This is a genomic window from Streptomyces shaanxiensis, assembly GCF_039537145.1.
Classification (GTDB): domain Bacteria; phylum Actinomycetota; class Actinomycetes; order Streptomycetales; family Streptomycetaceae; genus Streptomyces; species Streptomyces shaanxiensis.
On the sequence record NZ_BAAAZY010000011.1, the window covers coordinates 588,927 to 602,385 of the forward strand.

10 protein-coding genes are annotated in these 13,459 nt (G+C 69.9%); 2 read left to right on the forward strand and 8 right to left on the reverse strand.

The annotated features are described in order from the left end of the window. Positions 1-9 precede the first annotated feature (9 nt). Both ABD932_RS22430 and ABD932_RS22435 read right to left on the reverse strand, forming a co-directional pair. The gene (locus tag ABD932_RS22430) at positions 10-1,305 is read right to left on the reverse strand and encodes an MFS transporter (protein WP_345015316.1); all 1,296 of its coding nucleotides are present in this window, start codon (positions 1,303-1,305) and stop codon (positions 10-12) included. Continuing rightward, the gene (locus ABD932_RS22435; protein ID WP_345015317.1) at positions 1,302-1,964 is read right to left on the reverse strand and encodes a GntR family transcriptional regulator; all 663 of its coding nucleotides are present in this window, start codon (positions 1,962-1,964) and stop codon (positions 1,302-1,304) included. The genes ABD932_RS22430 and ABD932_RS22435 overlap by 4 nt, the downstream gene beginning before the upstream one ends. 229 nt (positions 1,965-2,193) lie before the next feature. Between ABD932_RS22435 and ABD932_RS22440 the strand changes: the two genes are divergently transcribed. Further along, positions 2,194-3,096 (forward strand): D-alanyl-D-alanine carboxypeptidase family protein, encoded by a 903-nt coding sequence (locus ABD932_RS22440; protein ID WP_345015318.1) that lies wholly within the window; start codon positions 2,194-2,196, stop codon positions 3,094-3,096. An 81-nt stretch (positions 3,097-3,177) separates the two neighbouring features. On the opposite strand, the gene ABD932_RS22445 is transcribed toward ABD932_RS22440, so the two are convergent. The 4 genes from ABD932_RS22445 to ABD932_RS22460 all read right to left on the reverse strand — a co-directional run bounded on the left by ABD932_RS22445 (position 3,178) and on the right by ABD932_RS22460 (position 8,868). Beyond that, complete coding sequence (locus ABD932_RS22445; RefSeq protein WP_345015319.1) at positions 3,178-4,614, reverse strand: dihydrolipoamide acetyltransferase family protein; 1,437 nt, start codon at positions 4,612-4,614, stop codon at positions 3,178-3,180. Between the two features lie 10 nt (positions 4,615-4,624). Beyond that, positions 4,625-5,614, reverse strand: coding sequence for an alpha-ketoacid dehydrogenase subunit beta (locus ABD932_RS22450; RefSeq protein WP_345015320.1), 990 nt, complete (start codon positions 5,612-5,614; stop codon positions 4,625-4,627). 1 nt (position 5,615) lies between these two features. After that, a complete protein-coding gene (gene pdhA, locus ABD932_RS22455) occupies positions 5,616-6,794 on the reverse strand; it encodes a pyruvate dehydrogenase (acetyl-transferring) E1 component subunit alpha (protein ID WP_345015321.1) in 1,179 nt (392 codons plus the stop codon). Positions 6,795-7,302: 508 nt separating this feature from the next. Then, complete coding sequence (locus ABD932_RS22460) at positions 7,303-8,868, reverse strand: protein kinase domain-containing protein (RefSeq protein ID WP_345015322.1); 1,566 nt, start codon at positions 8,866-8,868, stop codon at positions 7,303-7,305. Between the two features lie 352 nt (positions 8,869-9,220). Between ABD932_RS22460 and ABD932_RS22465 the strand changes: the two genes are divergently transcribed. Further along, positions 9,221-10,963 carry a protein kinase domain-containing protein gene (locus ABD932_RS22465; RefSeq protein WP_345015323.1) on the forward strand — a complete coding sequence of 581 codons (1,743 nt, stop codon included), beginning with the start codon at positions 9,221-9,223 and terminating at the stop codon, positions 10,961-10,963. A gap of 126 nt (positions 10,964-11,089) precedes the next feature. On the opposite strand, the gene ABD932_RS22470 is transcribed toward ABD932_RS22465, so the two are convergent. Both ABD932_RS22470 and ABD932_RS22475 read right to left on the reverse strand, forming a co-directional pair. After that, positions 11,090-11,632, reverse strand: a complete 543-nt coding sequence (locus ABD932_RS22470; RefSeq protein ID WP_250083524.1) for a bacterial proteasome activator family protein — start codon at positions 11,630-11,632, stop codon at positions 11,090-11,092. Between the two features lie 150 nt (positions 11,633-11,782). Next, complete coding sequence (locus ABD932_RS22475; protein ID WP_345015324.1) at positions 11,783-12,313, reverse strand: PadR family transcriptional regulator; 531 nt, start codon at positions 12,311-12,313, stop codon at positions 11,783-11,785. Positions 12,314-13,459: the final 1,146 nt, after the last annotated feature.

The window sequence follows — 13,459 nt, forward strand, 5'->3', positions numbered from 1 at the left end:
CACACCGGCTCACGCGGGAACGTGCACCGTCTCCACCCGGCTGGCAACCAGCCGTTCCCGCTCCCTGCGCGCCGCCCGCTTCCGCAGCCGCAGAATCTGACCGACCCCCAGCGCCTGCAGAACGAACACCACCGAGAAGGCGACGGCGTAGTCGCCGCCGGTCGCGTCCAGCAGCACGCCGATCGCGAACAACGTCGTCATCGAGGCGACGAAACCGCCCATGTTGGTGATCCCGGACGCCGTCCCCTGCCGCTCCGGCGGATTCGCCGGCCGCGCGAAGTCGAACCCGATCATCGAGGCCGGCCCGCACGCCCCGAGCACCGTGCACAGCACGATCAGCAGCCACATCGGCGCCGTCTCACCGGGCCAGGCCAGTGTCGTCGCCCACAGCACCGCCGTCGCCCCGACGGTCCCGAGCGCCAGCGGCAGCCGCGCCTCGTGGTGCCGGGCGACGACCTGGCCGTAGACCAGACCCACCGCCATGTTGGACAGAACGACGAGGGTGAGCAGTTCACCGGCCGTCGCCCGGGACAGCCCCTGCGCCTCCACCAGGAACGGCAGCCCCCACAGCAGCAGGAACACCATCGCCGGGAACTGCGTCGTGAAGTGCACCCAGAGCCCCAGCCTTGTGCCCGGCTCCCGCCAGGACGCGGCGATCTGGCGTCGTACGTAGGCCGCGCCCAGGTGCGGCAGCGGCTCCGGCTCGTGCCCCTCGGGGTGGTCCTTGAGGAACAGCAGCATCAGCACGAGTACGACGACACCGGCCCCCGCGCTGCCCGCGAACGCCGCCGTCCAGCCCACCCCGTGCAGCAGCCGCGCCAGCACCAGCGTGGAGACGAGGTTGCCCGCCATGCCGGCCAGCCCCGCGAGCTGCGCGATCAGCGGACCGCGCCGGGCCGGGAACCAGCGGGTGCCGAGCCGCAGCACGCTGATGAACGTCATCGCGTCGCCGCAGCCGAGCAGCGCGCGCGAGGCGAGGGCCGTGCCGTACGTCGGTGAGAAGGCGAAGCCCAGCTGGCCCGCCGTGAACAGCACCACGCCCAGGGTCAGCACCTTCTTGGTGCCGAGCCGGTCGACCAGCAGACCGACGGGTATCTGCATGCCCGCGTACACGAGCAGCTGGAGGATCGAGAACGTCGACAACGCCGAGGCGTTCACGTCGAAACGGTCGGCCGCGTCGAGGCCGGCGACCCCCAGGGACGTACGGAAGATGACCGCGACGAAGTAGACCGAGACGCCTATGCCCCAGACGGCGACGGCGCGGCGGCCGCCCGGAGGGTCGCCGGGGAGTGCGGCGGGCTTCAACGCTCCTCACCTCGCGCGAGGTGCGAGAACCAGTCGATGTGCCGGTGGACCAGCCCGACGGCCGCCTCGGCGTCCCCGGAGCGCAGCGCCTGAAGGATCTCCTCGTGCTCGACGAGGGTCTTGGCGATCCGGTCGGGGTGGGAGTGCAGGACGGCCACGCCCATGCGCAGTTGCCGGTCGCGCAGTTGGTCGTAGAGCCGCGAGAGGATCTCGTTGCCGCCGCTGCGGACGATCTCGGCGTGGAAGCACCGGTCGGTGACGGCGGCTCCGGCGAGGTCACCGGTGGCGGCCTGCGCCTTCTGCTGGGCGAGCAGTTCCTCGAGCCGGGCGATGAGGCCGGGCGGTGCGGGGACGGCCTTGCGCGCCGCGTGCTCCTCGACGAGGATCCGCGTCTCCACGACGTCCTTGATCTCCTGCGCGGAGACCGGCAGGACCAGCGCGCCCTTCTTCGGGTAGAGCTTGATCAGCCCCTCGACCTCCAGCCGCAGCAGCGCTTCGCGCACCGGCGTGCGCGAGACCCCGACGGCCTCGGCGAGCTCGCCTTCGGTGAGCAGCGTCCCGCCCTCGTAACGGCGCTCCAGTACGCCCTGCTTGACGTGGTTGTAGACGCGGTCGGCGGCGGGGGGCTGCTTCAGGGGTGCGGGCGGAGCGGTAGGCATGCACACAGCATAGATACAACACGTACGCATCGGGGTTTCGGTCCATCATGCGGACGCGCGCCCGCCCGTCCCACCTGTCAATCGGCTATCAAGCGCCCACTGAGGACAACCCGCCTCATCGGACGCACAACCATCTGTGCTACTTACGTGTCACACACGTGCGGCCCGCCTGTCTTCCCCTCCAACTTGGCCGCACTCAGGGGCATTCGACGTAATCGGGGTATTTCAGTTGATAACCGCCACCAAGGGCCTCCGTGTCCGCAGAGCCGCAGCCGTCGCCGTGACGACCGGCGCGATGCTCGCCACCGGAGCCCTCACCGCGGCACCCGCACAGGCCGTGACGGCGCCCACCATCACCGCCAAGGGCGGGTTCCTGATGAACAGCGCCACCGGCACGACCCTGTTCGCCAAGTCCGCCGACACGAAGAGGCTCACCGCCTCCACCACGAAGATCATGACCGCGAAGGTCGTGCTCTCGCAGTCGAACCTGAACCTGGACACCAAGGTCACGATCAAGAAGGCGGTCAGCGACTACATGGTCGCCAAGGGCTACCCTTCGTCGGCCCACCTGATCGTCGGTGACAAGGTCACCGTCCGTCAGCTGCTGTACGGGATGATGCTGCCGTCCGGCTGCGACGCCGCGATGGCCCTCGCTGACAAGTTCGGCACCGGCACGACCGTGAACGCGCGCGTTAAGTCGTTCATCGGCAAGATGAACACCATGGCCAAGAACCTTGGCATGACGAACACGCACTTCGATTCGTTCGACGGCATAAGCAACGGCTCCAACTACTCGACGCCGCGCGACCTGACGAAGCTCGCCCGGAGCGCGATGAAGAGCACCACGTTCAAGACCGTCGTGAAGACCAAGTCGTACACGGCGAAGACGATCACGAGCTCCGGCTCCACCCGCACGATGGCGGCCTGGACCAACACCAACACCCTGCTCGGCTGGAATGGCACGCTGGGCATCAAGACCGGCTCCGGCACCGAGGCCAAGTACTGCCTCGTCTTCGCCGCCACCCTCAACGGGGAGTCGGTGATGGGCACCGTCATGACCGCCCCCTCGGCAACCGACCGCACGGCGGACGTGAAGAAGCTCATCAACTACGGCTACGCCAGGATCAGCTGACGCACGCGGTCACACGGAAGGGGCGGCCACTCGCAAGTGGCCGCCCCTTTCGCTACCGCCTGTGCCGCTACGGCCCCTGCCTCACGCCCAGGTGATCAGCCGCTTCGGCTGCTCCAGGATCGCCGCCACGTCGGCCAGCACCTTGGAGCCCAGTTCGCCGTCCACCAGCCGGTGGTCGAAGCTGAGCGCCAGGGTCGTGACCTGCCGGGGCTTCACCTTGCCCTTGTGGACCCACGGCTGGAGCTTGATCGCGCCGACCGCGAGGATCGCGGACTCGCCGGGGTTGAGGATCGGGGTGCCGGTGTCGACGCCGAAGACGCCGACGTTGGTGATGGTGACCGTGCCGCCCTGCATCGCGGCGGGGGTGGTCCTGCCCTCCCGTGCCGTCGACACCAACTCGCCGAGCGCCTCGGCCAGCTGCGGGAGCGTCCTGGTGTGGGCGTCCTTGATGTTCGGGACGATCAGGCCGCGCGGGGTCGCCGCGGCGATGCCCAGGTTGACGTAGTGCTTCTGCACGATCTCCTGGGCCGCCTCGTCCCAGGACGCGTTGACCTCCGGGTTGCGCTTGATCGCGACCAGCAGGGCCTTGGAGATCAGCAGCAGGGGGTTCACGCGCAGGCCCGCGAACTCCTTGTCCTCCTTGAGCTCCTCGACCAGCTTCATCGTGCGCGTCACGTCCACCGTCACGAACTCCGTGACATGCGGGGCCGTGAACGCCGAGCCGACCATCGCCGCGGCGGTCGCCTTACGGACGCCCTTGACCGGGATACGGGTCTCGCGCGCCGTGTCGTAGGTGACCAGCGGCGCCGGGGCGGCGGCAGGAGCGGCGACCGGGGCTGCCTGCGGCACCGGCTCGTCGGCCGGGGCCGGCGGGGCCACCGCCGCGTGCACGTCCTCGCGCGTGATGATGCCGTCGGGGCCGGTGGGCGTCACCGTGGCCAGGTCGACCCCCAGGTCCTTGGCCAGCTTGCGCACCGGCGGCTTCGCCAGCGGGCGGGCCGACTGCACCGCCGGGGCGGAACCATGACCGTTCAGCTCGGACTGCAGGGCCTGCGCCGCCGCCACGGGCTCCTGGTGCGGGACCTCGGCCCCCTTGCGCGGGCGGCGCTTCGTCGAGGACGCGGCCACGCCGTAGCCGACCAGCACCGGCTGGCGGCCCGAGCCCGCAGCCTTGGGCTCCTCCTTCACGGCTTCCTTCACGGCTTCCTTCACGGCCTGCGGCTCCGCGGCCGGCGCCGGAGCGGCAGCCGCCGACCCGCCTCCGAGATCCACCGCGATGATCGCCGTACCGACGTCCACCGTCGTGCCCTCGGGAAAGTGCAGCTCGCGGACCACCCCGTCGTACGGGATGGGCAGCTCGACGGCCGCCTTGGCCGTCTCGACCTCGCACACCACCTGGCCGTCGGTGACCGTGTCACCCGGCTGGACGTACCACTTGAGGATCTCGGCCTCGGTGAGTCCCTCGCCCACGTCGGGCATCTTGAACTCACGCACGGTCGCTTCAGTCATCGTCGTCACGACCCTCTCCTCAGTACGCCAGGGCACGGTCGACGGCGTCGAGCACCCGGTCCAGACCCGGCAGGTACTCCTCCTCCAGGCGCGCCGGCGGATACGGGGCGTGATAGCCGCCCACCCGCAGCACCGGGGCCTCCAGGTGGTAGAAGCAGCGCTCCGTGATCCGGGCGGCGATCTCCGCGCCGGAGCCGAAGAACACCGGGGCCTCGTGGACCACCACCAGGCGGCGGGTCTTCTCCACCGACGCCTGGATCGAGTCGAAGTCCAGAGGGGAGACCGAGCGCAGGTCCAGGACCTCCAGGTTCCGGCCCTCCTCGGCGGCCGCGGCGGCGACCTCCTGGCAGAGCTTCACCATCGGGCCGTACGCGGCCAGGGTGAGATCCGTGCCCTCACGGACGACCTTCGCCTTGTGCAGCGGGCCCGGGATCGCCTCGGTGTTGACCTCGCCCTTGTCCCAGTAGCGCCGCTTGGGCTCGAAGAAGATCACCGGGTCGTCGCTCTGGATGGCCTGCTGCATCATCCAGTAGGCGTCCGACGCGTTGGACGGCGACACGATCTTCAGACCCGCCACGTGCGCGAAGAGCGCCTCCGGCGACTCGGAGTGGTGCTCCACCGCGCCGATGCCGCCGCCGTAGGGGATGCGGACGACGACCGGCAGCTTGACCTTGCCCAGCGAGCGCGCGTGCATCTTCGCCAGCTGCGTGACGATCTGGTCGTACGCCGGGAAGACGAAGCCGTCGAACTGGATCTCCACCACCGGGCGGTAGCCGCGCAGGGCGAGGCCGATCGCCGTGCCCACGATGCCCGACTCGGCCAGCGGGGTGTCGATGACCCGGCTCTCGCCGAAGTCCTTCTGCAGGCCGTCCGTCACACGGAAGACGCCGCCGAGCTTGCCGACGTCCTCGCCCATGATGAGGACCTTGGGGTCGGATTCCAGGGCGCGCCGCAGCGACTCGTTGATCGCCTTGGCCAGAGCCACGTTCTTGACTGTCTCCGCTGCCATGTCAGGCCCCCTCTACGTCCGCGAACGACGCCTGGTAGGCGGCGAACTGGGCGCGTTCCTCGTCGACGAGCGCATGCCCGTCCGCGTACGCGTTCTCGAAGATGGCGAAGTGGTCCGGGTCCGGCATGGCACGGACCGCCTCGCGCACTCGTTTGCCCAACGCCTCGCTCTCGGTCTCCAGTTCCGCGAAGAATCCGTCGTCCGTGTGGTTTGAAGCCTCGAGATAGCGGCGAAGGCGCAGGATCGGGTCCTTCGCCTCCCAGGCCAGGCGCTCCTCGTCACCCCGGTACCGGGTGGGGTCGTCGGAGGTGGTGTGGGCGCCCATGCGGTACGTGTACGCCTCGACCAGCGTCGGTCCCTCACCGGTGCGGGCACGCTCCAGTGCCCACTTCGTCACGGCCAGGCAGGCCAGGACGTCATTGCCGTCGACGCGGACGCCGGGGAAGCCGAAGCCCTGTGCGCGCTGGTAGAGCGGCACCCGGGTCTGCTTCTCGGTCGGCTCGGAGATCGCCCACTGGTTGTTCTGGCAGAAGAACACCACGGGGGCGTTGTAGACCGCGGAGAAGGTGAACGATTCCGCGACGTCGCCCTGGCTGGAGGCGCCGTCACCGAAGTACGCGATCACCGCGCTGTCGGCGCCGTCCTTGGCGATGCCCATCGCGTAGCCCGTGGCGTGCAGCGTCTGGGAGCCGATGACGATCGTGTAGAGCTGGAAGTTGTTGCTGTTCGGGTCCCAGCCGCCGTTGTTCACGCCGCGGAACATGCCGAGCAGGTTGGTCGGGTCGACCCCGCGGCACCAGGCCACGCCGTGCTCGCGGTAGGTCGGGAAGACGTAGTCGTCCTCGCGGGTGGCCCGGCCGGAGCCGATCTGGGCGGCCTCCTGGCCGAGCAGCGACGCCCACAGGCCCAGCTCGCCCTGGCGCTGCAGGGAGGTGGCCTCGGCGTCGAAGCGGCGGGTGAGCACCATGTCGCGGTAGAGGCCGCGGAGCTCTTCGGGGGTGATGCCGGCGACGTACTTGTCGTACTCGGCGTTCTTGACGCGCTTGCCCTCAGGCGTCAGCAGCTGGACGAGCTCGGGGTCCTTGCTCGCCGGTTTCCTTGCGGTCGTGCTCTTGCCGGCCGTGCTCTTGGTACCGGCGCTGCGTCGCGGTTTCCGCGCGGCAGTGCTCTCCACGGTCACGTGTGCTCCTCCGTCGGTCCGGCTACCCGGGTTCGCCGGGTGCCAGTGCGGCTCACCTGCGGCCCTCGGACGCACGGGGTGGGGTGCGGCTCGGTGGGGACAGGCGTGACAGGTGCCCCGGCGAGCGCCCTGCAACAGGCACGTTACCCAGTGCTCCACATTTCTGTGAAACCCCTCCTGACCTGCGATTTTGCTTGGATTTCCAAGTAAATCGCGAAAGTCGGGAACAAGTCCTGGTCACAGCCTTGCAGGGGGCCGGAACAACGGCACGTTATATCGGTGACCCAGGTCACGGGAAGAGTCGTCGAGGGTGAGGTCACTGAAGTCGTGTGACGCTGATCTCATACGCAGAGGCGGATAAGTCAGGGTATGCCCACAGAAGGATCCGGCCACGCGCGTGTACGGCCCGAAAAACGACACGCGAAAACGACACGCGCGCGTGGAGCCCGATTCCGGGCCGCACGCGCGCGTGGGACGTATTTCTCGTTGAACCGTGCCCAGGGGCCGGTCAGACACCGCCTCCGGCGCCGCCGGTCGGCAGCGTGGGCTCCTCGGTCGGCTCCTGCGTCGGATCCTCGGTCGGCTCCTCCGTGGGCTCCTCCGTGGGCTCCTCCGTCGGCTCCGCCGTGGTCGGATCCTCCGTCGGCTCGAACGTGGGGTCCTCGGTCGGGGAGTACGTGGGATCCTCGGTCGGCTCGTAGGTCGGGTCGGTGCCCGTGCCGGTGCCGTCGTCCGTGACCGTGTCGGTCGGCTCCTCGGTCGGCTCGTCGCTCGGCGTCTCGCTGTCCTTGTTCTCGTCGGTGGTCTGCGAGGTCGTCGGCGTCGGCGTGGTGTCGCTGCCCCCGCCGCCACCGCCGCCGTTGTTCAGCGCCAGCGCGACACCCGCCGCGATGGCGATCACCGCGAGGACGGCCAGGATCCACAGCTTGCCGCGGCCGCTGCCCTTGTTGCCGTGCCCCTCGAAGCCGCCGTCGTCCCCGCCGCCGTAGCCGGAGGGCAGGATCGGCTGCGGGATCTGCGTCGTACCGGAGCCGGAGTCGTGGGGGTGCCCCATGACGGTCGTGTTCGCGAAGCCCGCCGACGGGGTGTGCCGGCCCTCGTGCATCGCCACCGGGCCGGTGTTCCAGGTGCCGGTGTGGCCGCCCTGGTCGTACAGCATCTGCAGGCCGTACTGGACGAGACCGCGCATCTCCTCGGCCGTCTGGAACCGGTCGTCCGGCTCCTTGGCGAGCGAGCGCATGACCAGGCCGTCGAGCTCCGGCGGCGTGGCGTCGGAGACCTCGGACGGCGGGGTCGGGATGTCCTGGACGTGCTGGTAGACCACCGACAGCGGGGTCTCGCCGGTGAACGGCGGGCGCAGCGCGAGGAGTTCGTAGAGGAGGCAGCCCGTCGCGTACAGGTCGGAGCGGTGGTCGACCGCCTTGCCGAGCGCCTGCTCGGGCGACAGGTACTGCGGGGTGCCCATGACCATGCCGGTCTGCGTCATCGTCGACTGCGCGCCGTGCAGGGCGCGGGCGATGCCGAAGTCCATCACCTTCACGGCGCCGTTGTGCGTGATGATGACGTTGGCCGGCTTGATGTCGCGGTGCACGATGCCGTGCTGGTGCGAGTAGGCGAGCGCCTCCAGGACGCCGGAGACGATGATCAGGGCCTGCTCGGGGCCGGGTGCCTCGGCGTTGATCAGCAGGTCCCGGATCGTCCGTCCCTCGACGATCTCCATCACGATGTACGGCACGGCATGGCCGTTCACGAAGTCCTCGCCGGAGTCGTACACGGCGACGATCGCGTGGTGGTTGAGGCCGGCCACCGACTGGGCCTCGCGCGTGAAGCGGGCCTTGGAGACCGGGTCCTCGGCGAGATCGGAGCGCAGCAGCTTGACCGCCACGGTGCGGCCCAGACGTACGTCCTCGGCGGCGAACACCTCTGCCATGCCGCCCCGGCCGAGTCTGCGGGTCAGCCTGTAACGGCCGTCCCCGACAAGTCCGCCGTTACCCCACATCTCCGGCGCATCTGACATACCGCCGCCAGCCGCCTCGGGGTCGGACGGGCCCTGAGCGCGCTGCTGCTGTGCCATCAGTCCTCGCCGTCGTTTCTGCCCGCGGTGCGCGCGGTGTTGTTACGGTCTCCGTCGGCCACGCTACAGCCTCCGCGCAAGCCGTCGGTCCGAGACGGTCGCCCCAAACCGGAAGGAGACGGACCGGCCATCAAACCGGTACTCCGCCCCCTCGTGCAAATTCTGTGTACCGGCCGTACTGCCCCTGTAACGCTTGCGCGGTTCTTCTTTCGCGTACGGTCACGGAACGGGCACCTCGCTTGACCTGTCAGTGCCTTGGGGCAGACTTGGCCGGGAATAGCACTTTGGATCACTCGGATCACCCGATCCACGCCAATCGCAGGCGCCCAAGAGGCTACGGGGGAAGCAGAACATGAGCCAGGACGGCGCACAGGGCGACTACGCGGGGCGGGCGCTGGCCGGCGGCCGCTATCAGCTGCGCGACCTGCTCGGCCAGGGCGGCATGGCCTCCGTGCACCTCGCATACGACACCGTGCTCGACCGGCAGGTGGCGGTCAAGACGCTGCACACCGAGCTCGGCCGCGAGCAGGCGTTCCGCGAGCGCTTCCGCCGCGAGGCCCAGGCAGTGGCGAAGCTCACGCACACCAACATCGTCTCGGTCTTCGACACCGGCGAGGACACCGTCGACGGCATGACGACGCCGTACATCGTCATGGAGTACATCGAGGGCCGGCCGCTCAGCTCGGTCTTCGACGAGGACATACGGCAGTTCGGCGCGGTGCCCGCCGACAAGGCGCTGAAGATCATCGCGGATGTGCTCGCGGCGCTGGAGATCAGCCACGAGATGGGGCTGGTCCACCGGGACATCAAGCCGGGCAACGTCATGGTGAACAAGCGCGGCGTCGTCAAGGTGATGGACTTCGGCATCGCGCGCGCCATGCAGTCCGGTGTGACGTCGATGACGCAGACCGGCATGGTGGTCGGCACCCCGCAGTACCTCTCGCCGGAGCAGGCGCTGGGCCGGGCCGTGGACGCCCGCTCCGACCTGTACTCGGTCGGCATCATGCTGTTCCAACTGGTCACCGGGCGGCTGCCGTTCGACGCGGACTCGCCGCTGGCGATCGCGTACGCGCATGTGCAGGAGGAGCCGGTGGCTCCGTCCTCGATCAACCGCGCCCTGCCGCCGGCCGTGGACGCGCTGGTCGCCCGCGCGCTGAAGAAGAACCCGAACGAACGCTTCCCGAGCGCCGAGGCCATGCGCGAGGAGAGCCTGCGCGTGGCCGCGTCCTGCCAGGCCACCCCGCCGAGCATCGTGCCGGGCGCGCAGACGCAGAGCGGTCAGGGCGTCGGCGCCGCGGTGTTCCCGCCGGTCGTCCAGACGCCCCCGCCGGGTGGCCCCGTCCAGACGCCGTACCAGCAGACCCCGCCGCCGAACCCGTACAGCACCCCGCCGCCGTCGATGCCTTCTCCGTCGTACGGCTACCCGCAGCAGCCCGGCCCCCAGACGCCCCCGCCGGCGGCGTACTCCCCGCAGCCGGGCCTGTCGACCCCGCCGCCCGGCGGACCGGTCCCGCCCCCTGGCGCGCCGATCCCTCCGCCGGGCACCCCGATTCCGCCGCCGTACAACATCTCGCCCCAGCAGCGGCCCGCTCCGGGCGCCGGCCGGAACAACCGGTCGACGATCATCGTGTCGATCGTCGTGTCCGTCGTGGCGGTGGTCAGCCTGATCCTGGCGACGACGCTGAACGACGGCGGTTCGGACGACGACGATCCGTACAGCCTTCCGACGAGCGACTACACCTACAGCACCCCGACCGCGACGGCCTCGGGGTCGAGCACGGCGGGATCGCTGTCGGACTACCGGGAAGGTGACGCCACGAACACGGTCGAGACGACCGCGTGCACCGACCCGCTGAAGACCTACGACAGCAGCGGCAACGTGCGGGCACCGAGCTTCCTGTTCAAGTCCTGGCCGTCGGTCAAGAAGTGCCTCGACGCCGCGGGTTGGGACTACAAGACGGTCGACGTGAACGAGAACCTCTTCGGCCACAACACCGTCATGGCGCAGACGCCCAAGTCCTACAAGGACTTCGACCCGGACAACCCGCCGGTGTTCACGATCGAGGTCTCGACGGGCTATCCGCGGACGTCATGACGTCCGTGAGGTGACGGTGGCGTCGCGTGTGTCGGCGGCGTGTGCTCACGTCGTGAGCCGGCCATCGTGAGTGAAAGGGCCCGGCAGCATCGGCTGCCGGGCCCTTCTCCTGTCTGGGGGTGGTTGTTACAGGTACGGCCCGCCCGATCGGCCGCCCTGGCGCTGTTCGCCGTCCTCGTGGCCGCCGACGCCCGGCGGGAGCGCGCGACGCATCTGCTCCAACTGGGCGCGGGCCGCCATCTGCTGGGCGAAGAGCGTGGTCTGGATGCCGTGGAAGAGGCCCTCCAGCCAGCCGACCAACTGGGCCTGCGCGATGCGCAGTTCCGCGTCACTCGGGGTCGCTTCGTCCGTGAACGGCAGAGAGAGCCGCTCCAGCTCCTCGACCAGCTCCGGGGCCAGGCCGTCCTCCAGTTCCTTCACCGAACTGGCGTGGATCTCCTTCAGCCGGACCCGGCTCGCCTCGTCCAGCGGAGCCACGCGCACCTCTTCGAGCAGCTGCTTGATCATGCTGCCGATGCGCATGACCTTCGCCGGCTGCTCGACCTGCTCCGTCACCGGGATCTCGCGGGAGTCCTCGTCTCCGTTGCCGCCGGTGAGCGCCATCCCGTCCTGGCCCACGACCAGGATCTGGGGGCTCTCGGACGGCCTTTCGTTCCTCGGCATCTCCATGCCGCCATTCTCTCGCACCCGTATAGCTCATCATCGTGGTGCCCCCGCTGGGGAGAGATCCACCGTTTACGGTGCGGGACTTTTCGTCACTCCTTGCGTCTACGGGGCCTTCGGCCTGCCTGGTCTGGGGGTCTGCACGGTCTGGAGTGCCTAGGTGAGCCGCAGGAGACGCGCCTCGCAGATGTCGAGCCAGCGGCTCTCGGCCTCGGTGTGGAAGACGAGCTGGTCCAGGACCAGCAGCCGGGCCATCTCGTCGGGGTGCTCGTGCGCCCGCGCCAGTGCCTCGGCCCGCTGCCGTACGTAGCCGTGCAGGGCCTCGGTCACATGTCTGCGCTGGGCCCCCACGACTTCACGTACGTCGACGCCGGGCGCCCCGAGCGCCATCACCAGCTTGATCGCCAGCTCGTCGCGGGGCGGGCCGGCCCGCTGCACGGGGCGGGTGAACCAGGCCCGCAGTTCGGCGCGGCCCGCCTCCGTCAGCGCGTACAGCACCCGCCCCGCCTCGTCCACGCCGTCCTGGGCGACCAGGCCGTCCCGCTCCAGTCGGCCGAGGGTCGTATAGACCTGGCCGATGTTCAGCGGCCAGGTTCCGCCCGTACGCGCCTGGAATTCGGTGCGCAGCCGCGAGCCGTAGCGGGCGCCGGGTTCCAGGAGCGCCAGCAGCCCGTGTCGTATCGACATACCCGGATTGTGCGCCCGATTCGGTCGGGTGGCGGAGTCCGGAATGCCGGGTGCGGTAGGTGCTGTGAGGCTTGTTCCCATGACTCCATGGCTGGCCGTGGTGAGAAAGCGACGGGTACGGCCGCGAGCTGCCTCCGGCGGCCCGCGCGCCTTGCGCCGACGGAGGTCGACGGCTGCGGGCGGGTTCGTGCCGGGGGCCGTGAGCGCGGGCGGACCGGGCGGACCGGGCGGACCGGGCGGGGGGCTCGGGCGGCTTGCCTTTGGCTCGCTGGGGTGCGGGGTGGGGGTGGGAATGGCGTCGGTGCTGCGGGCGGGTTGGGGGCGGTCTGTGGTGCGGGGGCGGTTGGCGGGGCGGGATCGGTCGGTGGTCCGGGATCAGACGGTGGTCCGGGATCAGTCAGCGGTGGAGGATCGGTCGGCGGTAGGGGATCGGTCGGCGGTAAGGGATCGATCGGCGGTACGGGCTCAGTCGGCGGTACGGAATCGATCGGCGATGCAGGCGCAGCCGGCGCTCCGGGCTCTGGTCGCCATGCGTGCGGGGAGCGTGCTGGTCGCGCTGGTGGTGGGGGCGGTCGTGGGGCCGCTGGGGGCCGGGGTGTCGTACGGCCATACCGGGCCGGGTGGTACAGGTGCGGTCGGGGCCGCCTCCGGCTCCACAGAGGCGTCCTGGGCCCCCTCCGCGCCCACGGGGTCCCCTACGGATGTCTTCGGGGATTCCCCCAGGGATTTGTCCGACCGTTCCACCGGTGGGTCCTCGGGCCCTTCCTCCGCGTACTCCTCCGGTCCTACGTCCGTCCCCTCCTCCGGGGATTCCTCGGATCGTTCCTCCGAAGAGTCCTCCGGTTCCACAGCCGAATCCCGGCCCTCCTCCAGCCCAGCGGATGAATCCGCGGCAACCTCGGCCCCCTCGGCCACGCCTGGAAAGTCCACGGAATCCACGCAGCCCCGGGAGTCCAACGAGCCAGGGGAATCCAGAGGGCCCCGGGAGTCCGGAAAGTCAAAGGCGTCCAGGGGACCCGGAGAGACCAGGGGGTCCGGAGAGTCAGAGGCGTCCAGGGGACCCGGAGAGTCCAAGGGTTCCGGAGACTCCAGGAATTCTGGCGAGTCCAGGGCGTCGTCCGCCTCGCCCGCTCACGGGCCCGTCAC